Annotated in this window: 19 protein-coding genes and 1 riboswitch; of the genes, 13 read left to right on the forward strand and 6 right to left on the reverse strand. The window is 63.1% G+C overall.

What is annotated here, in order from left to right:
- Positions 1 to 3: 3 nt before the first annotated feature.
- The 4 genes from V7S54_RS06210 (at position 4) to V7S54_RS06225 (ending at position 4882) form a co-directional block, all read left to right on the forward strand.
- Positions 4 to 339 (forward strand): hypothetical protein, encoded by a 336-nt coding sequence (locus V7S54_RS06210; protein WP_065373535.1) that lies wholly within the window; start codon positions 4 to 6, stop codon positions 337 to 339.
- Positions 340 to 366: 27 nt separating this feature from the next.
- The gene (locus tag V7S54_RS06215) at positions 367 to 1194 is read left to right on the forward strand and encodes a TolB family protein (RefSeq protein WP_065373536.1); all 828 of its coding nucleotides are present in this window, start codon (positions 367 to 369) and stop codon (positions 1192 to 1194) included.
- A 165-nt stretch (positions 1195 to 1359) separates the two neighbouring features.
- A complete protein-coding gene (locus V7S54_RS06220) occupies positions 1360 to 3093 on the forward strand; it encodes an ankyrin repeat domain-containing protein (protein WP_065373537.1) in 1734 nt (577 codons plus the stop codon).
- 298 nt (positions 3094 to 3391) lie between these two features.
- Entirely contained in the window at positions 3392 to 4882 is a 1491-nt protein-coding gene (locus V7S54_RS06225) for a sensor domain-containing diguanylate cyclase (RefSeq protein ID WP_336408400.1), read from the forward strand.
- Here the strand turns inward: V7S54_RS06225 and V7S54_RS06230 are convergent.
- The gene (locus V7S54_RS06230; protein ID WP_065373539.1) at positions 4857 to 5876 is read right to left on the reverse strand and encodes a LacI family DNA-binding transcriptional regulator; all 1020 of its coding nucleotides are present in this window, start codon (positions 5874 to 5876) and stop codon (positions 4857 to 4859) included. The two genes, V7S54_RS06225 and V7S54_RS06230, sit on opposite strands and share 26 nt — an antisense overlap.
- 104 nt (positions 5877 to 5980) lie before the next feature.
- Between V7S54_RS06230 and V7S54_RS06235 the strand changes: the two genes are divergently transcribed.
- From V7S54_RS06235 to bluB, 3 genes are all read left to right on the forward strand, one after another.
- Entirely contained in the window at positions 5981 to 7174 is a 1194-nt protein-coding gene (locus V7S54_RS06235; RefSeq protein WP_065373540.1) for a phytanoyl-CoA dioxygenase family protein, read from the forward strand.
- An 88-nt stretch (positions 7175 to 7262) separates the two neighbouring features.
- Positions 7263 to 8075, forward strand: coding sequence for an SDR family oxidoreductase (locus V7S54_RS06240; protein ID WP_065373541.1), 813 nt, complete (start codon positions 7263 to 7265; stop codon positions 8073 to 8075).
- Between the two features lie 142 nt (positions 8076 to 8217).
- A riboswitch (cobalamin riboswitch) is annotated at positions 8218 to 8429 on the forward strand.
- Between the two features lie 46 nt (positions 8430 to 8475).
- Positions 8476 to 9171 carry a 5,6-dimethylbenzimidazole synthase gene (gene bluB, locus V7S54_RS06245; protein ID WP_065373542.1) on the forward strand — a complete coding sequence of 232 codons (696 nt, stop codon included), beginning with the start codon at positions 8476 to 8478 and terminating at the stop codon, positions 9169 to 9171.
- Positions 9172 to 9227: 56 nt separating this feature from the next.
- Here the strand turns inward: bluB and V7S54_RS06250 are convergent, their stop codons facing one another.
- The 4 genes from V7S54_RS06250 to V7S54_RS06265 form a co-directional block, all read right to left on the reverse strand.
- Complete coding sequence (locus V7S54_RS06250) at positions 9228 to 10334, reverse strand: DUF2865 domain-containing protein (RefSeq protein WP_065373543.1); 1107 nt, start codon at positions 10332 to 10334, stop codon at positions 9228 to 9230.
- A 127-nt stretch (positions 10335 to 10461) separates the two neighbouring features.
- Positions 10462 to 11103, reverse strand: coding sequence for an acyl-homoserine-lactone synthase (locus V7S54_RS06255; RefSeq protein WP_058328281.1), 642 nt, complete (start codon positions 11101 to 11103; stop codon positions 10462 to 10464).
- A 142-nt stretch (positions 11104 to 11245) separates the two neighbouring features.
- Positions 11246 to 11983 (reverse strand): helix-turn-helix transcriptional regulator, encoded by a 738-nt coding sequence (locus V7S54_RS06260; RefSeq protein ID WP_057248881.1) that lies wholly within the window; start codon positions 11981 to 11983, stop codon positions 11246 to 11248.
- Between the two features lie 282 nt (positions 11984 to 12265).
- Positions 12266 to 14578 (reverse strand): NADP-dependent malic enzyme, encoded by a 2313-nt coding sequence (locus V7S54_RS06265; protein WP_065373544.1) that lies wholly within the window; start codon positions 14576 to 14578, stop codon positions 12266 to 12268.
- A 173-nt stretch (positions 14579 to 14751) separates the two neighbouring features.
- Between V7S54_RS06265 and V7S54_RS06270 the strand changes: the two genes are divergently transcribed.
- Complete coding sequence (locus tag V7S54_RS06270) at positions 14752 to 15588, forward strand: UDP-2,3-diacylglucosamine diphosphatase (RefSeq protein WP_065373545.1); 837 nt, start codon at positions 14752 to 14754, stop codon at positions 15586 to 15588.
- A gap of 97 nt (positions 15589 to 15685) precedes the next feature.
- The gene (locus V7S54_RS06275) at positions 15686 to 16906 is read left to right on the forward strand and encodes an MFS transporter (RefSeq protein ID WP_065373546.1); all 1221 of its coding nucleotides are present in this window, start codon (positions 15686 to 15688) and stop codon (positions 16904 to 16906) included.
- On the opposite strand, the gene dgcA is transcribed toward V7S54_RS06275, so the two are convergent.
- Complete coding sequence (gene dgcA, locus V7S54_RS06280) at positions 16858 to 17841, reverse strand: N-acetyl-D-Glu racemase DgcA (RefSeq protein WP_065373547.1); 984 nt, start codon at positions 17839 to 17841, stop codon at positions 16858 to 16860. The two genes, V7S54_RS06275 and dgcA, sit on opposite strands and share 49 nt — an antisense overlap.
- 257 nt (positions 17842 to 18098) lie before the next feature.
- Here dgcA and V7S54_RS06285 point away from each other — a divergent pair, with 257 nt between their 5' ends.
- The 4 genes from V7S54_RS06285 to V7S54_RS06300 all read left to right on the forward strand — a co-directional run bounded on the left by V7S54_RS06285 (position 18099) and on the right by V7S54_RS06300 (position 22210).
- The gene (locus V7S54_RS06285) at positions 18099 to 19226 is read left to right on the forward strand and encodes an ABC transporter permease (RefSeq protein WP_065373548.1); all 1128 of its coding nucleotides are present in this window, start codon (positions 18099 to 18101) and stop codon (positions 19224 to 19226) included.
- 22 nt (positions 19227 to 19248) lie between these two features.
- Positions 19249 to 20058, forward strand: a complete 810-nt coding sequence (locus V7S54_RS06290; RefSeq protein WP_065373549.1) for an ABC transporter ATP-binding protein — start codon at positions 19249 to 19251, stop codon at positions 20056 to 20058.
- A gap of 81 nt (positions 20059 to 20139) precedes the next feature.
- Positions 20140 to 21510 carry an MlaD family protein gene (locus V7S54_RS06295; RefSeq protein ID WP_065373550.1) on the forward strand — a complete coding sequence of 457 codons (1371 nt, stop codon included), beginning with the start codon at positions 20140 to 20142 and terminating at the stop codon, positions 21508 to 21510.
- An 85-nt stretch (positions 21511 to 21595) separates the two neighbouring features.
- The gene (locus tag V7S54_RS06300; protein ID WP_065373551.1) at positions 21596 to 22210 is read left to right on the forward strand and encodes an ABC-type transport auxiliary lipoprotein family protein; all 615 of its coding nucleotides are present in this window, start codon (positions 21596 to 21598) and stop codon (positions 22208 to 22210) included.
- The last annotated feature ends 4 nt before the right edge of the window (positions 22211 to 22214 follow it).

Below are 22214 nucleotides of genomic sequence, written 5' to 3' on the forward strand. Positions count from 1 at the left end.
CCGATGAGCGCGTTCGGCCAAGGGCGGGACGGCAAGGTAAGCTGTCCGGAGTTCACGGACGAGGAAATCCGCCTGATCCGGTTGTGGTCGCTGAGCGACGTTTCTGCCGGCCGACAGCTCTCGGCGCAGATCGCCTATTTCGCGACGCCGGCGGTCTTCGGCATCTATGGTCTTGCAAGCGGCAGTATCGCCATCGTTGGTGTGGCCTTCGTCTGCATCCTTGTGCTGTTGGCCTGGGGCGTCGTCTCGACCTGGCGAGATCAACGCAGTTCCAATTTGATGCAGTCGATCTGCGCCAAGGTCTCGGCGACGCTGCCGGCCGGCGAAGAACGCAAATAGCTGCCTTGGTTGCGGCGGGAGAACGGGATGCGCAGTTCCATCGAGACCTATGACATCGTTACCGGTGAAACGCGCGTCGTCTGGCAGACGGATCGGCTGGTCGAGGCGCCGAACTGGTCGCGGGACGGCACGCACCTGGTCATCAACGGCGATGGCCGGCTCTATCGGCTCGGCTTCGACGGTTCGGAGCCGGTGGAGATCGACACCGGATTTGCCACGCTCTGCAACAACGATCACGGCATATCGCCCGATGGCGGCACCATCGCGATCAGCGACAAGACCGAGTTCGGCAAATCGGCGATCTACCTGCTGCCGGCTAGAGGCGGCACGCCGCGGCTCGTCACCCGCAATCTGCCGTCCTATTGGCACGGCTGGTCGCCGGATGGGCGAAGGGTGACCTATTGCGGCATCCGTGACCAGGTCTTCGACATCTACACGATTTCGGTTGACGGCGGCGACGAGCAGCGGCTGACGCACGGGGAAGGTCGCAACGATGGGCCTGACTGGTCGGCCGATGGCGAATGGATCTATTTCAACTCCAGCCGCACCGGACGCATGCAGATCTGGCGCGTGCGGCCGGATGGCAGTGACGTCACGCGCATCACCGACAGCCCCTATGGCGATTGGTTTCCGCATCCGTCGCCGGATGGGAAGCATCTGCTGGTGCTCTCCTATGACGGCGATGTTTTCGATCATCCGAGGGATCTCGATGTCCGCCTGCGGCTGATGGATTTGGACGGCGGCAACCCGCGCATCCTGTTCGAACTTTTCGGCGGGCAGGGAACCATCAACGTTCCCAACTGGGCTCCCTCAGGCGATCGTTTCGCCTTCGTTCGCTACCAGCCGGAAAGCTGAGCGCGCTGGACAAGAATAAGGGCGGCGTGCTAGCGATGACGTCGTTCGCAGGGCGCATCCGATCCGCGGGAAGGGCAAGGCCCACCTGTCTCACTGAACTTGGTTGCCACACCTCTTTTCAGTCTGTGGGCGCGGATACCGGACGTGAATGAAAGGAGGTCTTTCATGATCGCGCGCGATCTTCCCGCGAACCTTACCCTCGAAACGATCCGCAAGCAGGCCAAGGCTTTTCTGAAAGCCGTGAAGGCCGATGATGCCAGTGCAAGGCAGCGGGCGCTTCCCTATTTTTCCGATCCCGCTGCAATGGGGCTCCAGGATGCGCAACTGGTGCTCGCCCGCGAGTTCGGCTTTTCGAGCTGGACACGGCTGAAGCGGCATCTTGAGAAATCCGGGAGCAATGCACCTGCAACCGAGCAGCTTGCAAACCGCTTTCTGTCTCTTGCGACCGTCTCCTACTTCGGCGACATAGCCGCTGATCCCGAGCGGTTCACCCAGGCGCTAGCGCTGCTGGAAGAACATCCCGAAATCGCCGATGACAGCATCCACGTTGCAGCCGCGCTCGGCGAAGCAGAGGCAATTCATCGCTGGCTCGATCGCGATCCGAAACTCGTCGGCAAACGCGGCGGGCCGTATGACTGGGAGCCGTTGCTCTACGCTGCCTATGCCCGGGTTCCCGGCCATTCCTCTCTGCCCGCCGGCCGGCGCCTGATCGAGCGGGGTGCCAATCCCGATGCGCATTGGCTCGACGACGGTCAGTACCGCTTCACGGCGCTGACGGGCGTCTTCGGCGAAGGCGAGGCCGGCCCCGAGCGCCAGCCGCAACATCCGGATTGCACGGCCTTCTCGCGGCTCTTGCTGGATGCCGGTGCCCGGGCCAATGACAGCCAGGCGCTCTACAACCGGATGTTCCAGCCGGACAACACGTGCCTCAAGCTGTTGCTCGACTATGGCCTTGGCGCCAACGATCGGAACAATTGGCTGGTGCGCAACGATGGCGGCTTCGTTGAAAACGGCGAACGCGTTTTCGACTACCAGCTCGCTTGGGCGCTTGAAAAACGCATGGGCGAGCGCGTGCGCCTGCTGGTCGAGCATGGTGCCGACGTCAATCGTCCCATCAAGGGCCGGACGCCCTATCAATGGGCGGAGCTCGGCGGTGATGCGGCGCTGGCTGAGTTTCTTGTTTCGCGCGGGGCGACGGAGGCACCGCTCGACGATGTCGACCGGCTGGCCCGGGCTATTTCAGAAATGAAGGCCGATGAGGCGAGGGCGCTCGTCGATGCGGATCCGGCGCTGATCACACGCGCGCAAGCCGCGCATCCGGCGCTTCTGCACGAGGCGGCGGGTGACGACAGGCGCGCTGATGCCGCGCTCATGTTGTCGCTCGGCTTCGACGTCAACCGCATGACATCGCGCACGCCGCTGCACGAGGCGGCGCTGCACGGCAATGTTGATATGGCGAAGCTGTTGCTCGATCACGGCGCCAATTCAACGGCCCGTGATCCCTACCACCACGCGCCGCCCATCGGCTGGGCCGAGTACAACGGCAAGGCCGAGATGGTGCGATTCCTTAAGGAGCAGCCGCTCGATATCTTTGCGGCCGCATCCTTTGGCGTGGTCGAACGGGTTGCCGAAATCCTCGATCGGCAGCCGGAGTTGCTCGAAACGCCGTTCGGAACGTTCCGAGCGCGCGGCCGTCCGGAACCGCAACAGGACTGGATGACGCCACTGGCCTTCGCCGTGGTCAACGGGCAGGCGGCCGCTGTGCGGCTGCTTCTCGATCGAGGCGCAAATGCCGGCATCCGTGACGGCGTCGCAGGTCCCTCGATACGCGATCTGGCGCGTGACAAGGGCAATGAGGTGATCATCGCATTGCTGCGGCCGGCAGCTGCTCCGAAGTAGAACGCTCTGTCCAAACGGGGAGCGCTGACATTGGTTTGCGCTCCCTATTATCCGCCTGCGACTGCTGATTGCTGGCGGATTCAGCCGGTTGAAATCGTTAAGTATTTCAACACCAGCTTATTTAAGCCAAACTTTGATTTTGATCGCTACGGTGCTGCCCGTGTTGGCCGCCGTGGCTGCGTATCGCGCTTGGAGAGACGCGAGAATGCGCGCGACAGCCGGCCGGACGAGGGGGGCGATCGCATCATGGACAAGACTTTGCGGCTGGCGAAGCGGAGCAGAACGGTTTGGGCGATCCATGCCGCCTGCGCTGGTCGCAGTTCTGATCATCGCGAGCCTCATTTTCGTTCTGGATCGATCTGTCGCCGAGGCGGACCGCTTCGGCCTTTCGGCGGAGCGCCGGCTGGTGGCAAACGAACTGCGCCACCAGATGGATGCCGTCGTTCAGTTTCAGGCGCAGCTTTCCTTCTGGGACAAGACCTACGAAGAATTGGCCAAGGGGCACGTCAGCGACGCATTCGTTGCGGACGAGCTGTCGGGCTGGCTGTGGGAAGACTACGGCTTCTCCTGGCTGATCATGACGGACGTGGATCACAATACGTCGACTGTGTTGAAGGACGGTGTTGCCGTGCCGAGCGAGACGGCTCGTGTCCCGCTCGAAGAGGTCGATGACCTGCTCGACGAAGCCAAACGCCGTTACGATAACGTGCTCAGAAACAACCACGGCTCCTACGCGCTGGATGTCGTGACGCCTGAGCCGCAATCGCTGATGCCGTCCGTACCCGGGATCCACGCCGTGGACTTGCGCGAAATCGACGGGCGCATGAGCGTCGCGGTGGTGCAGGCGGTTATCCCGGAAACGCTGGTCGTTCCAGCGGAGCGCCGGGCGCCGGTGCTCATGGTTTCGGTGCGACCGGTCACGGCCAAGATGACGCGAGAGATCGCGGCGCGTTTGGGCGTCCGGGGTCTTGCTTTCGTGCCATTGACCGAGCGGCCGAAGGGCAGCGTCTACACATCGGTCGGCCGCTGTTCCGACGCGTCCTGTCTGGTGGCGGCGTGGATGCCGCAATCGCCTGGTGGTTTCGTGCGTGCCGAACTGCTGCCGAGCGTCATCGTGATGGCGATCGTCGCAGCCCTGCTGATGGCGTTCGTCGCCTTCCGCTTCTCGACGCTCTTTGCCGCCTTGCAGCAGAGCGAGGCGCTCAACCGGCACCTCGCCAAGCACGATCGGCTGACGGGGCTGCTCAATCGCAGCGGTTTCGACGACATGCTGGCGGCGGCGCTGCTGCGGGCGAAGACGCACCCGTTCACGCTCGTCTATGCCGACCTCGACGCGTTCAAGGCGGTCAACGACCGCTATGGTCATGCGGCAGGCGACGCTGTCCTTGTCGCCATGGCCGAGCGCTTCCGCAACCGCGCTGGCCCGAAGGGTACTGTCGCACGGCTCGGCGGCGACGAGTTTGCAATCATCCTCGGCGATTGCAGCGAGACCGACGCTCGGAGCCTTGCGACTGGTCTTGTCGCCGATGCGCAGACACCGGTTGCGTTCAACGGCCAACTGCTGGTCGTCGGCGGCAGCGCCGGCATCGCCTTCGCGCCGCGCCATGGTTTGACCGCGCGTGCCTTGCTGCTGGCGGCAGATGAGGCGCTCTATCTTGCCAAGCGACGTGGCCGTAACCGCGTCGAGACCGCTGACGATACGGTGTTACCAGGTACCTCAAGCGAGCAGCCGCCCGACCGGCCAAGCGGTTCCAGCGATTTTCCTACTCCGGTACGTTATAGGGCGTGATGACCACCACGGCCGAAAGCTGAGGGCCGACTGCGGTGGACGGCGCGCGGCCGTGCAGCATGACGGTGCGGAAGGCCGTGCGCGCGTCGGTCTTCAGGTCGTGATGCAGGACGAAATGAATGCGCCGCGCGCGCAGCAGCGCCAGATTGTCCTCGTCGAGATCATGGGCGATGTAGAGCGCGCAGTTGCGGTTGAGGCGATCGAAGGCTGTCAGCACCGAGCGGTTGCCGCCGCCGATCGAATAGGCGGCGTTGATGTCGGGGTTGGCGGCGAGCGCTGCGTCTGCCAGTGCGCCGGTTTCGCTATCGCGACCATGCCCCTCGCTGATCTCGACGATCCGGATTGTCTGATAGTGCTGACGCAGCACGCGGCGAAAGCCGATTTCGCGCTCTTCCTCACCGCGGAAGCGGCCGCTGGATAGCGTCACGAGGACCGTGGCCGCAGCACCCGCAAAGCGTTCGCCGATCAGATAGGCAGCCGTTTCTCCGGCCGCCCGGTTGTCTGCGCCCGCGTAGGCGGCGCGCTGGGAGTGAGGCAGGTCGGTCACCAGCGTCACGACAGGGATGCCGCCCGTCTCGAAGCGTGCGACGGCGCCAACGATCTCGGGCACATCCGGTGCCTTCAATACCAGCCCGTCGGTTCCGCGCAGGCGGATGCGGTCGAGCAGTTGCACGATGTCCTGCGGGCGCATGGTCTCGGCGAAGTGAAAACGGCAACGAAAGATCGTCGGCGCCAGCGTCATGGCTTCGCTTTCGAAGGCTCGCCGTACCGCATCGGTAAAGCGCTCTGGCGCCTCCATGACGATATCGATAGCGAATTTGCGGCCCTGAATGTCGAGCCCCGCCTGCTGCTTCTCCAGTTCCTCGATGGCCGCGCGAACCCTGGCGATGGTCTGGCGGCGAACGCCCGGGCGCTCGTTGAGCACGCGATCGACCGTCGCGGTGCTGAGGCCGGCCTGAAAGGCAATGTCCTTGACCAGAAACGGATGGGCCATCGCCGTTGCTCTCCTGATGGATTTTTGATGGATTCTTGCTCTATATCATGTTTTGCCGCCGCCTATAGTCGTGCCCATCAAGATGTTCCGGAGGAGGAAACGCGATGAAGACCGACAACAGTGCGAGGCAGCGGATCGAGCGCGTCTGGCTGACCGAAGAGGCCTGCGATATCGAGGCGTTCCGGGCGGAGGTCGAGCGCCGGACCAACCTCGCCGACTATCCCTATGCTTCAAGCTGCGACCAGAACGTGTTGATCTACAACAGCGCCGATCTGATTGCCGCCTGCGGCAATGCCGAGGCGCGGCGGGCGGCGCTTGCCGAAATCTGTGAGGCGCTGGCGACCGGCCCGGGTGTGGCGGTCTTCAAGCGCGCCTTTGCCGACACCGCCGCGGTGGATGTCGCGAGCACCGTCTTCGACGAGATCATCGAGGAACAGCACCGCAGCAACAGCGGCGGCGGCGACCACTTCGCCAAGCCTGGCGCCAACGATCGCATCTGGAACTCGCTGGAAAAGCACTGCCTGAAGGCGCCGGAAAATTTTGCGGCCTATTATGGCAATGCCATCATCGCGCTTGTCAGCGAAGCTTGGCTCGGGCCGAATTACCAGATGACGGCGCAGGTGAACCGCGTCAATCCGGGCGGCGCGGCACAATCGGCCCACCGGGACTACCATCTCGGCTTCCAGACCGCTGCGGTGATCGAGCAGTACCCTGTCCATGTTCACAAGCTTTCGCCGGTGTTGACCCTGCAAGGGGCGGTCGCCCATTGCGACATGCCGCTTGAAAGCGGGCCGACCCTGTTCCTGCCCTATAGCCAGACCTATGTGCCGGGTTATCTGGCGCTCAACCGGCCGGAATTCCGGGCCTATTTCAACGAGCATCATGTCCAGCTTCCGCTCGAAAAGGGCGATGTCGTCTTCTTCAATCCGGCGCTCTTCCACGCCGCCGGCAACAACCGCTCCACCGATATCCGCCGCGTGGCGAACTTGCTGCAGGTGTCCTCGGCCTTCGGTCGGGCGATGGAAACGGTCGATCGGCTGACGATGAGCGCGACGCTCTACCCGGCCTTGAAGACATTGCTGGCGGAGGGCAAGCTGACCGAGGCGGAAGCGGCCAATGCCATCGCGTCCTGCGCCGAGGGCTATTCCTTCCCGACCAATCTCGACCGCGATCCACCGCTCGGCGGGTTGGCGCCGAAGACCCAGGCGCAGCTGATGCGCGAGGCGCTTGCCGCGGGAACAAGCGAGCAGGATTTTCAGGCCGCACTCGACGCGCAGGCGCAGCGCAAGCTGAGCTGACGGTCCGACAGCACATCCGACAGGCTCCCGGAGCGTTTTGCCCGGGGGCCGCACCTGTTTTACACGATCATCCGAGGGAGGAATTTCAATGAGCGGACAAATGGAAGGCAAGATCGCCATCGTCACCGGCGGCACGCAAGGCCTGGGCGCAACGATCGCCGGCCTATTCGCCGAACGCGGTGCGGCGGGCATCGTCATTTGTGGGCGCAATGCCGCCAAGGGACGGGCGAAGGCCGAGGAAATCGACAAGGCCAGCGGCGCGAAAGTGGTCTATGTCGAGGCCGATCTCGAAAAGGTGGACGACGCCCGCAAGGTCGTTGCCGCCTGCGATGCGCAGTTCGGCCGGGTTGATGCGCTGATCAACGCTGCGGCCATCACCGACCGCGGCACGATCCTCGACACGACACCGGAACTCTTCGACCGCATGTTCGCCATCAATGTGCGGGCGCCGTTTTTCCTGATGCAGGAGTCGGTGAAGGTGATGCGGCGTGAGCGTACCGAAGGCACGATCGTCAATATCGGTTCGATGTCGGCAATGGCCGGCCAACCCTTTATCGCGGCCTATTGCTCGTCGAAAGGGGCCCTGGAGACGCTGACCAAGAACACGGCCTATGCGCTTCTGCGCAACCGCATCCGCGTCAATGGCCTGAACATCGGCTGGATGGCTTCCGAAGGCGAGGACCGGATCCAGCGCGAGTTTCACGGTGCTGCCGCGGATTGGCTCGAAAAGGCGGCCGCCAGCCAGCCCTTCGGCAGGCTCGTCGATCCGTCGGAGGTGGCGCGCGCTTGCGCCTACCTGTCTTCCGCCGAATCCGGGCTGATGACCGGATCGATGATCTGCTTCGACCAGTCGGTCTGGGGCGGCTATGACGGTTCGCCGCATCCGGTGGCGCCGCTCTAGATCACAATGATTTTGGGTCGGGGCGACCCAAAATCATAAACGTGATCGGTCCTTAGAAGTTAGAGCGGAATGCGGGCGGAAAACTGCGCGCACTTTTTCCTCATCCCGCTCTGACGGGCGCTTGTCTTTCGCTAGTGGCTGTGCCCTTATGACGCCGTCAGGTGCCTGCGCAAGCGGGAGAATCGGGAATCCGGTGTCATTCCGGAACGTGCCCAACGCTGTGACGGGGACGGTTGCCTCAAGAAGTGCCTTGAATTGATTCAAGGTTTTGCCACTGGATCTTCAATCGATCTGGGAAGGTGAGGCGACCGGTTGAACCGAAGTCAGAAGACCGGCCTGGCGAGATAGACCGAACCCCGCGCGGACGGCGGGAGGTTTTCGCATTGTTGGGGATCAAACGATGCTGACTGAACCGAAGGGCGGCCTTGCGGCTGCCGGTGCCTTTTCGCCGGATGAGCGGGAGGCCGTCTACCGCGCCATCGAAACACGCCGCGACGTGCGCGACGAATTCCTGGCCGAACCTCTTCCCGACGATCTGGTGAAACGCCTGCTCGCCGCGGCGCACAGCGCGCCATCGGTGGGCTTCATGCAGCCCTGGAACTTCGTGCTGGTGCGGGGGGCAGAAACGCGCGAGCGCGTCTGGCAGGCCTTTCGCCGCGCCAATGATGAGGCCGCCTTGATGTTCGAGGCAGAGCAGCAGGCCAAATACCGCTCGCTGAAGCTTGAAGGCATTCGCAAGGCGCCGCTCAGCATCTGCGTCACCTGCGACCGCACGCGCGGCGGCGCCGTCGTTCTCGGGCGCACGCACAATCCGCAGATGGATGTCTATTCGACGGTTTGCGCCGTACAGAACCTGTGGCTTGCGGCCCGCGCGGAAGGGGTTGGCGTCGGCTGGGTCAGCATCTTCCACGAGACCGAGATCAAGGCGATCCTCGGCATTCCTGATCATATCGAGATCGTCGCCTGGCTCTGCCTCGGCTATGTCGATCGCCTTTACCGGCAGCCCGAGCTGGCGGTGAAAGGATGGCGGCAGCGCCTGCCGCTGGAAGAACTGGTGTTCGAGGAAGGCTGGGGGAACTGCAGCGAGAGTTCCTAAAGCCCGTCGCGCAAAAGTGCGCAGCGATCGCGACGCGCTTTAAGGCGGCGCCGGGATCAGTTCTGGACCGGTTGATAGGCCGGTCCCTTCGGGTGCTTCAGGTCGATCGAGGTTTCTTCCTGCGGCAGGAAGGTCGGGCCGACGACGCGCACCTTGCTCTTGGACGGGTCGTAGGGCCGCTCCTCGGCCGGCACCTTGGCGGTCGTGGTATCCGCCGGTTTCTTGGTTTCGATCACGACGATGGACGACTGATCGTCGCCGATCTTGGTGCCGGTCGTTTTCGATGAGGTTGCAGCAGTCTGCGGTATCTGGCAGCCGCACATGCCGGGCTTGCTGACGCCGCGGGTGCGATAGGCAAACGCATTGGGCATTTCGGTATAGGGCAGGCCGGTCACGGCCGAGACCATCTGTTCGCTTTCTTCCGTGTTGATGTCGTGGAAGTAGAGTTCTGTCTCGGCGCCAGGGCAGCGCGCCCGGCAGGCCTGTTCGTCACGCGGGAAGTCGGCCGGCGTCGCATCCGAGGAGATCGGGAAGAAGGCGCCGTCGCAGGTGCGCACGCACATGGTCCTGAGCGTTCCGCGGTAATAGCCATCCTGCGGCGCATAACCGTCTTCGCCATGCCCGAGCATCGGCCCGTAGGCGTCCTCAGGTGGCAGGTCGGCAATGATGTTGCGGTGCGTCTCGGGCTCTTCGGGCTCGACGCTCGCGAATTCTTCGCGGTCGCCGTAGCAGCCGTTGATTTCAAGCGCGGCAAGGATGCGGCGGCGGCTGTCTTCGCTGCCGCCGGCGACGATCTGCTCGCGCTCCGACTTCAGCATGCGCAGATTGTCTTCCATCTCGGCGATGAGGCTGTCGAGCTCTCCGCAGCTGTCGGGGTCGTCGCCATCGAAGACGACGACGCTGCCGCCACCGCAGCCCGCGCGGCGGCGGTCGTTTTTCGCCCGGCGCAACTCGATATTCTGCCGTGAGATGGCGCTGGCATAGTCCCGGACATCCGCAGTGGTGGCGACCATGTCGGGCAGTTGCGCAAGCCGGGTATTCAGCCGGTCGCACACGGTCGATGCCAGCGAAGGATCGGCACCGACCAGGGCCAGCGGCACAAGCACCACAGCGACGTGTTTCAAGCGCGGGAACACGGGCGAAGTCTCTTCCTGCTGCCGCATGATGCCGGCCTTCTGATATGGGCGGCTGCCAGCGGCAATTCCTGTTTCACCTCCATCATAGAGCTTGTCGGTGATCGTGCAACGACAAGCGGCGGTTTGCGTTAACGGCTCCGGCCGGCGATGGCATTCAAGCGGCGCGGGCGGTTTCGAGCGACATCGGGCGTTCGAGAACGGTGCCTTCGATGGCGGCAATGGCCTTCATGCGCTGAAGCAGGTCGTTAGTCACTTCCCAGGCGACGGCAACGGCGAAGACCGAGCCGATGCGATGGGGTTCGGCAATGCGCTCGCCCGGGCATCCCATGCGGCGGAACATGCGCTCCAGGAACACGTCGGTGACCGTGACGATGTGGCTGATGCCGGAGGCGAGACCGAGTTCGCCGACGCCGCACATCAACTCGGCGGCGGCGATCGTCACCTGATTGGAGGCGCGGTCCTGCGAAATCTCGGGCTCGATGCAGAAGCGGCTGGATTCCCAAACCGAAGCGCTGCGGATTTCCGGATTGTCGCCGAGCAGGATCGGGAACGTATCGTCCAGCATGTTGGGGCCGAGCGTCGGCAGCAGCCTCAGCGAGCCACGCAGCCGGCCGTCGGGAGCGTAGGACAGCACATAGAGCGGGTTCGCCGTGTCGTAGTTGTCGATTTCCCATGCGCCGTCCGTCTGAACGTCCCATTTCAGGAAATCGTGGAAGACCCGCTTGCGCAGCCGGAACATGTCGTCGACGGCCCGCGGGTGCTGTGCTCGGGTCTTTCCGTTCAGGATCCTGATCATCTTTTTCTCCATCCTTGTCTTGGGATGGGCGGATGCTGTCAGGCTGGCGGCGGTCGCGTAACTGTCGGTAGTGACAGTTTAAATCAGCGATATTTCCCACTAGATTTCGAGGGGTTTTGGGAGGGCCTTGGCGCGAGCTGCGTCAAACGGTGGGGATCAGTGCATGGCGGACGGCTTGGGCGACGGCTTGCGTGTTGGAGACGACATTCAGCTTGCGCCTCGCATTGGTCATGAAGAAGCGCACGGTGCGTTCGGAAATGCCGAGGATAGTGGCGATTTCCCAATAGCTCTTGCCGGCGGCGGCCCAGGTCAAAACCTCGGTTTCGCGACCGGTGAGGCGCATGTCACGCGCCGAAAGGCCGCCGGCCATTGCGCCGTGTTCCAGCATGGCCGCATGGAAGAGATTCGCGGCGAGCTGGAAATCGCGCAGATGTTGGCGCCGATAGGCCGTCCATTCGTCGGCCGGCATGTTGACGTTGATTGCCAGCAGCGCCGTCCGACCTGCGGGCGATGGCAGCGGCAAGGCAACGCCCTCGGTGGAAATGCCGATTTCCTGCGCGGCCTGGAACAAAGGCTCGCATTCCGGGAACCGATGTCGCGCCATCGTCCATTCCACCGGGCGCACGCCGCCAAGCGCGAGCTTCAGGATCGGATCGATTCGGTGAAGGCCGCGCGAACGGTAGATCTCGGCGGCATAGGCGCCGAAGGTGTGATGCAGGCGGCAGATCTTGAGCTCGTCCGCATAGGGCTCAGCTTCGAGGTACAGGAGATGGGCAATGCGGAACGTGCGGCGCATCAGCGTAAAGAAATGAGCGGGCTCGACACAGCCCCCGCCTTCCAGGATTTCCAGCATGTCGAGGACAGCCTGCTGCTCAGTCATGCCACAACACCGAATCTCGTCCGAAGCCACAGCATGGTTAGAGGTTCACCTTTTGTCCAGCGCAAACTTACCCGTTTGGTGTGTGATGCCAATTTTGCAATTTTCGATTGCCGGTTCTTGCGACCGGATCGCGCGAGCGGGCAACAGAGGATGATTCCGCTGTGATTCTCGGGCGATAGACCGTCGCGCTCAACAATTGCGCGACGTCTGGATATGGCATTGGGGGCGCCGGTCTGGCGCCTGATATCTGCGAAGATCGAAGGCGATCTCCGCGGTATCATTTCAGCCCGGATGGCTGGCTTCGACGACCGCGAGGGCCGCCATGTTGACGACGCCGCGCGATGTGACCGAAGGCGAAAGGATGTGCGCGGGAAGCGCCGAACCCAGCAGGATCGGACCGACATGCAGGCTGTCGGTCATGGTCTTGACGACGCCGAGCGTGATGTTGGCGGCATCGAGATTGGGGAAGACCAGGAGGTTGGCTTCGCCCGGCAGGCTGCTGTCCGGCATGACGCGTTGGCGCAGCGCTTCCGAGATCGCCGCATCGCCATGCATTTCACCGTCGACTTCGAGGTCAGGCGCGAGTTCGCGCACGAGCTGAAGCGCCTTGCGCATTTTGGTGGCGCTTTCCGAATCGCGCGAACCGAAGTTCGAATGCGAGACGAGCGCTGCACGCGGCGTGATGCCGAAGCGGCGGATTTCCTGCGCGGCCATGACGGTGGTCTGCGCGATCTCCTCGGCGCTCGGGCAGTAGCTGACGTAGGTGTCGGTGAAGAAGGTCGCGCCTCGCTGCGAGATCAGCAGGCTGAGAGCCGAGAAGTCGAGCACGCCTTCACGCTTGCCGATGATCTGCGAGACGTCGCGCATGTGCCTGGAGTACCGGCCTTCGACGCCGCAGATGAGCGCATCGGCTTCGCCGCGCTTGACCGCAAGCGCACCGATCACCGTCGTGTTGGTGCGCACGATCGTACGGGCCGCTTCCGGGATGACGCCGAGGCGGCCGACGAGGGCGAAATAGTCCTCGACATAGTCGCGGTAGCGCGGATCGCCTTCGGGGTTCACCACTTCGAAATCGACATCCGGACGGATGCGCAGGCCGTAACGGCGCAGGCGCGTCTCGATGATCTGCGGGCGGCCAATCAGGATCGGCCGGGCCGTGCTTTCTTCCAGCAGCACCTGGGCGGCGCGCAGCACGCGCTCGTCTTCGCCTTCGGCAAAGATCACGCGGTTCTTCTGGGCGTTCTTCGCGGCCGCAAACACCGGCTTCATGATGAAGCCCGAGCGGAATACGAAGCGGTTCAGCTTGTCGAGATAGGCGTCATAGTCCTGGATCGGACGGGTGGCGACGCCGCTTTCCTCAGCCGCCTTGGCGACGGCCGGCGCGATGCGCAGGATGAGACGCTGATCGAAGGGCGAGGGGATCAGGTAGTCGGGGCCGAAGACCGGGGTTTCGCCGGAATAGGCGCGGGCGGCAACGTCGGACGGCTCCTCGCGGGCAAGGCCGGCAATGGCGCGGACCGCCGCCATCTTCATTTCTTCGTTGATCGTGCTTGCGCCGCAATCGAGGGCGCCGCGGAAGATGTGCGGGAAGCAGAGAACGTTGTTGACCTGGTTCGGGAAGTCCGAGCGGCCGGTACAGATCATCGCGTCCGGACGGGCGGCACGGGCAGCTTCCGGCATGATTTCCGGCGTGGGGTTGGCAAGCGCCATGATCAGCGGCTTCTCGGCCATCTGCACCAGCAGTTCCGGCTTCAGCACGCCGGCAGCGGAAAGGCCGAGGAAGACGTCTGCGCCGCCGATGCTGTCGGCGAGCACGCGGTTATCGCTCTCCTGCGCGTAGATGGACTTCCATTCGTCCATCAGCACCTCGCGGCCCTTGTAGACCAGGCCCTCGAGATCGTGCACCCAGATGTTCTCGCGCTTGGCGCCGAGGATGACGAGCAGGTTAAGGCAGGCGAGTGCTGCGGCACCGGCACCCGAGGTGACGATCTTCGCCTTGGCGATGTCCTTGCCGGCAAGCTCCAGGCCATTGAGGATGGCGGCGGCGACGATGATCGCGGTTCCGTGCTGGTCATCATGGAAGACCGGGATCCGCATCTTTTCACGCAGCTGGCGCTCCACTTCGAAGCATTCGGGCGCCTTGATGTCCTCGAGGTTGATGCCGCCGAAGGTGGGCTCCAGCGCCGAGATCACGTCGACCATGCGCTCGATGCTCAACGCGTCGATCTCGATGTCGAAGACGTCGATGCCGGCGAACTTTTTGAAGAGAACCGCCTTGCCTTCCATCACCGGCTTAGAGGCGAGCGGGCCGATATTGCCGAGGCCGAGCACGGCCGTGCCGTTCGAGATGACGGCGACCAGGTTGGCGCGAGCGGTGAAATCCGCAGCCGTTTCCGGGTTGTCGCGGATGGCGATGCAGGGTGCTGCCACACCCGGCGAATAGGCCAGCGCCAGGTCACGCTGGTTGCCGAGCGGCTTGGTGGGCTGGATTTCGAGCTTTCCCGGGCGCGGGTAACGGTGGAAGAAAAGGGCCTGCTGGTCGATGTCGCCGCTGGCCGGACCGATGTGGGATTTCGTCTTGTCGCCCGTGTTCATGCTCTCACATTCCTCATTCGTGGTCGTGCCTTTTGGCATGAATTCGGAGCGAGGTACAGTTTTGCCGTGCCGATTTCGGCGGTCAGACCGGTGGCAAGGCGCTCATGTCATCTTCCTGAAACACGAGTCTGGTTTTCACGGGGGCAGGAAGCGTAACTAAAGACGAGGCTGGCATGACGGCGCAGCAAGACAACTCCGTACGAAAGCTCAGGACGTTGTTCATCTCCGACGTCCATCTCGGGTCGAAGGCCGCCAAGACGGACTTCCTGCTCGATTTCCTGCGGCATCACGAAGCCGAGACGATCGTGCTGGTCGGCGACATCGTCGACGGCTGGCGGCTGAAGCGCAGCTGGTACTGGCCGCAGAACTGCAACGACGTCGTCCAGAAGCTTCTGCGCAAGGCCCGCAAGGGCACCCGCATCGTCTATATCCCCGGCAATCACGACGAGTTCCTGCGCGATTTTCCAGGCGTGCATTTCGGCGGCATCGAGGTGGCGCAGCGCTACATGCACGAGGGTGCCGACGGCCGTAACTATCTGGTGCTGCACGGTGACGAGTTCGACGTCGTGGTCCGCAATGCCCGTGTGCTCGCCTATCTCGGCGACTGGGCCTATGACACGGCGATCGCCATCAATATCGGCTTGGCCGCTATCCGCCGCCGCCTCGGCATGCCCTATTGGTCGTTCTCCTCCTGGGCCAAGCTCCAGGTGAAGCATGCCGTCAACTTCATTGGCGAGTTCCAGAAGGTGGTTGCCGAGGAAGCCCGCCGCCACGACGCTCAAGGGGTGATCTGCGGCCACATCCACCATGCCGTCATCGAGGACATCGGCGATATCCGCTACATCAATACCGGTGACTGGGTGGAAAGCTGCACGGCGATTGCCGAGCATCACGATGGCACGATGGAACTCATCACCTGGCATCAGATGCGCGGTGGCGCCCTCGAGAGCGAAGCCTCTGGTGAAGCCGACAAGCTGCTTGCCCAATTGCTGACCCAGCGCGCCGCGTAACCGGAGAGCGACAGGTCACCTCCTGTCGCGAAAACTAGGTTATGGCGAGGCATGCCAGGGCTGTGCTAGAGATTGACCACAGCCATCAGGTCAGCCGATGATTCCCTCCTCAGCGCCCGCATCCGTGGGCCCTCCGCCGCGCCATTTCGCGCTTCGCATCGCCTTGCTCTTTTGCGCGCCGTTGATCGTCAACGGCTTCGCGATGCCGTATTTTCCGATGTGGCTCAGCACGCTCTCGATGAGCGACTTCGAGATCGGCGTCGTGCTGGCGCTGCCGATGTTCGTGCGCGTCATCACCGCGCCGATCGCGGGCGTCATCGCCGACCGCCTCGGCGAGCGGACGATCGTGCTGATCTGGTCCGGTTTCCTGTCGCTCGCAACCGCCCTGGTGTTGTTCTATTTCCGCGACTTCTGGCCGGTGCTGGTCATCTACACGCTGCAATCGGCGGTCTATTCGCCCTATGTGCCGATCGTCGAGGCAATCGCGCTTTCCGGCGTGCGCCGCTGGGGCTTCGACTACGCCCATATGCGGCTCTGGGGCTCGGTCGCCTTCATCGGTGCGACAATGCTCGGCGGCTGGATGGTCGGCATATTCGGCAGCGACATGGTGCTGCCGGCGATGGCGATCGGTTTCGGCCTGACAATTGCCATGGCCTATGCGGCGCCGCGCGTCGGAAAGCCGCGCCGGCCATCGCCGATCACTGCACTCACCGAGCCGCCGCCGAAGTCGCTCAAGCAGCTCGACCTGCAACTGCTCCTGATCGGGGTGACGCTGGTCAATGCCAGCCACGCGATGCTTTTTGCCTTCTCGGCGATCTACTGGCAGCACATCGGCTATAGCGGCACTGAGATCGGGCTGCTTTGGAGCGCAGGCGTGGCGGCGGAAGTCACGATGTTCATCTTCGCCAAGGCGATCAGCCGCCGCTTCAGCGTGTGGGTGATGATCCTGTCGGGCTGTTTTCTCGCCGTGGTGCGCTGGATCATCTTCCCGATGGATCTCGGTTTCAGCGGCTACTTCATCCTGCAGTGCTTCCACGCCTTCACCTACGCGATCATGCACACCGGCATGCAGCACAAGCTCGTCGAGCGGGTGGTGGAAGCCCAGGAAGCGTCGGCCCAGGGGCTCTATTTCTTCTACACTGGCATTTTCACCGCGATCTTCACGTTCCTGTCCGGCTACTTTTACGCCTGGTACGGTGTGAAGGGGTTCTATTCGATGTCGGTCGTCGCCTTTGCCGGCTGCTGCTTCGCGATTGCCGCCTGGTATCTTCAGCCCCAGAGGCGCGGCTCCGGCGGGAAGACCAGCGACGCCTCGTAGCGCAGGCCCGGTTTGCGGTCCTCGGCGAGCAGCAGTGGCCCGTCGAGATCGACGAAATCGGCGCCCTGGGCCACCAGGATCGCCGGCGCCATCGCCAGCGAACTGCCGACCATGCAGCCGACCATGATCTTGAGGCCAAGGCTCACGGCCTCATCTCGCATGCGTAGCGCTTCGGTGAGGCCGCCGGTCTTGTCGAGCTTGATGTTGACCGCGTCATAGCGGCCGACCAGCGCGGCGAGGTCCTCGGTCGCGTGCACGCTTTCATCCGCACAAATGGGTACGGGGCGGGCAATCGTCGCCAGCGCCTCGTCGCGCCCGGCGGGGAGCGGTTGCTCGATCAGGTCGATCCGTTCCTCGGCGCAGATTGCGAAGTGATAGGCGAGGGTTTCGGGCGTCCAACCCTCATTGGCATCGAGGATGATGCGGCTGTCAGGCGCGCCGGCCCTAACGGCGCGGATACGCGCGGCATCGTCCGGTGTGCCGACCTTGATCTTGAGGAGTGCGCGGTGGGCATATTTCGTCGCCTGTTCGCGCATGGCCTCTGGCTCGGCGAGCGACAATGTGTAGGCGGTGGTCAGTGCGTCGGGTGAGGCTATGCCCGCAAGCGCATGAACTGGCTTATTTTTCTGTTTGGCCTCCAGGTCCCACAGTGCACAATCGACGGCATTTCGTGCGGCGCCCGGTTTCATCTGGCGCTGCAGTTCGACACGGGTCAGGCCAGCCTCGATGCGCGGGCGAATGGAAGCGATCTCGGCCAACACTGAATCGATCGTTTCACCGTAGCGGCCGTAGGGCACGCACTCACCGGAACCGGTGTGGGTGCCGTCGCTGATTCGGCAGGTAACGACGCTGGCCGTCGTCTTGGAGCCGCGCGAGATCGTGAAGGTGCCCGCGATCGGGAAATGTTCCACCGCTGCATCGAGAGAAAGTGACATGAAAACGTCTCCGAGCCTGCATTCTGAAGGGCTGGTATCGCCACCGGTCGAAGGTTCGGGTGACAGCAACGATACGAGCGGTTATGACGGTGTAAGGATTTACGAATCTTTACGGCGGCGCGCGTCCAGATGCGCAAAGCGCGCTGTAACACTTTAGGTCCGCTGCATAAATTTGTCCTGAGACCGACCCCGATCTCGCGAATTATGCAGTAGAAAATCGGGAAAACAGAAGCCACGTGTCGCAACCTGCCCGCAAGATGACCGCTGATGTCGCGCTGGCCGAAAGTGGTGGCGAGCGAAGCTATGTCTTCACCGGTGCCTGGCGGCATGAAACAGCCGAGGCGATGGCGGCGAAGCTGGACCAGCTCGCCCGCAAGGGTGACAGCGCCGCTCAGTTCGACCTTTCCGGCGTGACCGCGATGGATACGGCTGGGGCCTGGATCATCCGCCGCTTCGTGACCCGTGTCGTCGGGCCGTCCAGAGATGACGTTCACTTCGCCGACGGCGGGCAGCGCTATGTCGAGCTGATCGACGCCTTGCCGGCAGAACTGCGTTCGCCCGATGAAGGCAAGGAGCGGGTGCCGCTGTTCCAGCGCATATTCGCACCGGTCGGCGAGGTTGTGATCGCGACCTGGGACGATATCATCGCTGCCATGTACATTCTTGGCTCTGCGGTGCGCGGCGCCCAGCTCAAGCTTGGACGGCACAGCGGCGTGTCGCCGGCGGCGATCGTTCATCAGATCGACCGGATGGGCGTGATGGCAGTGCCGATCATCATGCTGATGTCTTTCCTGATCGGTGCGATCATTGCGCAGCAGGGCGCGTTCCAGCTCCGTTACTTCGGCGCGGAAGTCTTCGTCGTCGATCTCGTCGGCATCCTGCAGTTGCGTGAAATCGGCGTTCTCCTGACGGCGATCATGATCGCCGGCCGTTCCGGCAGTGCCATTACCGCCGAAATCGGCTCGATGAAGATGCGCGAGGAAGTGGACGCGCTGAAGGTGATGGGATTGAGCCCGATCGGCGTTCTCGTCTTTCCGCGCCTCGTCGCGCTCACCGTTGCTCTACCGCTGCTGACGATCATTGCGAACTTCGCGGCCTTGACCGGTGCCGCCCTGGTTGCCTGGGGCTATTCCGGCATCACGATCCCGACCTTCCTTGCCCGTCTGCAGGAAGCGGTCGATTTCTCGTCCGTCGCCGCCGGCATGATCAAGGCGCCGTTCATGGCGCTGATTATCGGGGTCGTGGCGGCCGTCGAGGGGTTGAAGGTCGGCGGCAGCGCGGAATCGCTTGGCCGTCACGTGACGTCCTCGGTGGTCAAGTCGATCTTCGTCGTGATCCTCATCGACGGGCTCTTCGCCATGTTCTACGCGTCAATCGATTTTTGAGGTGGAGAACAGCGTGAACCCATTGGAAAAACGGCACGATGCGTACCAGCCGACCGAGGCGAACGGGCGGGAGTCCGTCCTTTCCGTCCGTGACCTGACGGTGGGCTTCGGCTCCAACATCGTGCTCGACAAACTGAACCTCGAAATCTACCGCGGCGAGATCCTTGGTTTCGTCGGCGCTTCCGGCACGGGCAAGTCGGTGCTGATGCGCACCGTGCTGAGGTTGCTGGCGAAGCGTTCCGGCAAGATCGAGATCCTCGGCGCGGACTACGACAAGATCACCGAAGCCGAGCGCATCGCGCTCGATATGCGCCTCGGCGTTCTCTTCCAGCATGGCGCGCTCTTTTCGGCGCTGACGGTGCGCGAGAACATCCAGGTGCCGATGCGGGAATATCTCGACCTGCCGCAGAGCCTGATGGACGAACTGGCACGGGTGAAGATCGAGCTGGTTGGCCTGGCGCCAGAAGCGGCGGAAAAATACCCGTCGGAGCTTTCGGGTGGCATGATCAAGCGCGCGGCTCTCGCACGCGCATTGGCGCTCGATCCCGACCTGGTCTTCCTCGACGAGCCGACCTCGGGCCTCGACCCGATCGGGGCTGCCGAGTTCGACGAGTTGATTGCCAAGCTGCGCGACACGCTGGGATTGACCGTGTATATGGTGACTCACGACCTCGACAGCCTGTTTTCCGTCTGTGACCGCATCGCGGTTCTCGGCAAGAAGAAGGTTCTGGTCGAAGGGACCGTGGAGGACATGCTGGCCTGCGACGACCCCTGGGTGCAGTCCTACTTCAGGGGCAAGCGGGCGCGTTCGATCGTGCGGAACGATCAATGATTTCGAGAAGGCGGTTTTGACGCTCACGTGTCGAGATCGGAGCAAGAGCCGGTGAAGCGGCCACGAAGGTAGTCGGTACGAATGGAAACGAAAGCGAATTACGCCATTGTCGGTTTCTTCACGGTGTTCGTGATCGCGGCCGCATTCGGCTTCGTCTACTGGATGTCGCAATATGGCCGCAGCGGCGAGATGGTCGAGCTGGTGGTCAATATTCCGGGTTCCGCCAACGGTCTTTCCGTTGGTTCGCCGGTACGCTTCAACGGTATCCCCGTCGGCACGGTGCGCAATCTTGCGATCGACGCCAATGATCCGCGCTATTCGATTGCCGTCACCGAGGTTTCGATCGATGCGCCGGTGCTGAAATCGACCAAGGCGACGCTGGAAGTGCAGGGCTTGACGGGCGCCGCCTATATCGAGCTCAGCGGCGGGCGCAAGGGCGACGAGAACATCCTGAAGTCGGCGATCGAGAAGGGCACGCAGGCGCGCATTCTCGCCGACCAGTCGAGCGTCACCAGCCTGCTCGCCACGGCGGACGCGATCATGGACCGGGCCAACGACGCGATCACCGACATCCAGGGTTTCGTGACCGACGTGCGCGGTCCGTTGACCCAGACCATCCGCAATGCAGAGACGTTCTCCACGGCGCTCGCCAACAATTCCGGCGCGATCGACGATTTCCTCAGGAGCGTGACGGAGCTTTCCGGTTCGGTCAGCGCAGCCTCCAAGAAACTCGATTCGACGCTCGAGGCTGCCGAGACCCTGGTGAGGTCGGTGGATCCGAAGAAGATCGACCACATCGTTTCGAACGTCGAGCAGATCAGCAACGACCTGAAGGCGGCTTCGGGCGGAGTGACGGAGACGCTTGCTGCGCTCCGTCGAACGGTCGAGACCTATGACCAGTTCGGCAAGAACGCCCAGAAGACGCTGGAGCGGGTCGATACGCTGGTGGCCTCGGTGGACAAGGAGAAGGTCGAGCTCGTCGTCAACGACATCACAGCAGCGACCGCCGACGCCCGGAAGACGGTCGCCAACATTTCCGCCTTTGCCGAAAAGATCACGGCGCGGCAGCAGGATATCGACCGTACGATCACCGATGTCACCCAATTGGCGAGCAAGTTGAACGCCTCTGCCAACCGGGTCGACAGCATTCTCGTCAAGGTCGATGGTTTCCTAGGTGATGCGGATGCGCCTTCGCTTTCGGCTGACGCCCGCGCGACGCTCGCGTCATTCCGCAAGATGGCCGATAATCTTAATGCGCAGATCGGCCCGATCGCCGACAACCTCAGGCGCTTCTCGGGCTCGGGCCTGCGCGACGTCGAAGCGCTCGTCACCGATACGCGGCGTACGGTCCAGAGCCTGGAGAACACCATCTCCACCTTCGACAAGAACCCGCAGCGTCTTCTCTTTGGCGGCGAAACAGTAAAACAATATGATGGTCGCACACGGCGCTGAGTCGGGGCGGCAGGACCGGCGTGGGGCCAAGCGGTGTGCTTTCGATCACGGGCGCGCCAAGGTGTGGGACAAGGGTATTGGCAGTATGAATTTTCCGGGGCTGGTTGGTATGCGAGTAGCGGGAGCGCGGCGCTCCGCCCTGATTTTCATGTTGGCAGCCGCACTTGCCGGCTGCGGTACGAAGGCCGTCAACGACACCTTCAGCCTTTCGGCTTCACCTGTCGTTGAAGGACGGGCATCGACCGGCAAGCAGATCCTCGTGCCGGAGCCGACGGCGCTGAAGGCGCTCGACAGCGACCAGGTCGTCATCCGCCTGTCCGGTTCCGAGCTGCAATTTCTCTCCAAGGCACAATGGAGCGACCGCCTGCCGAAGCTGGTGCAATCGAAGCTCGTGGAGGCCTTCGAAGACACCGGCAAGATCGGCGGCGTCGGCAAGCCGGGCCAGGGCCTTGCGATCGACTACCAGCTCATCACCGAAATCCGCGCCTTCGAGATCTCGACGGAAGGTGCAGATACGGCCGTTGTCGAAATCTTCGCGAAAATCCTCAACGACCGCAATGGCACGGTGCGGGTGCAAAAGGCGTTTCGCGCCACGGCCAGCGTGAAGGGTGCGGGCAACCCGGCCTTCATCAAGGCGATGGACCAGGCCTTTGCCAGCGTTACCGCCGAAATCGTGAGCTGGACGCTGGGCTCTATCTGACGCG

Origin of the sequence: Ensifer sp. CCNWLY38 (assembly GCF_037120565.1) — a bacterium.
Taxonomy (GTDB): domain Bacteria; phylum Pseudomonadota; class Alphaproteobacteria; order Rhizobiales; family Rhizobiaceae; genus Ensifer; species Ensifer adhaerens_H.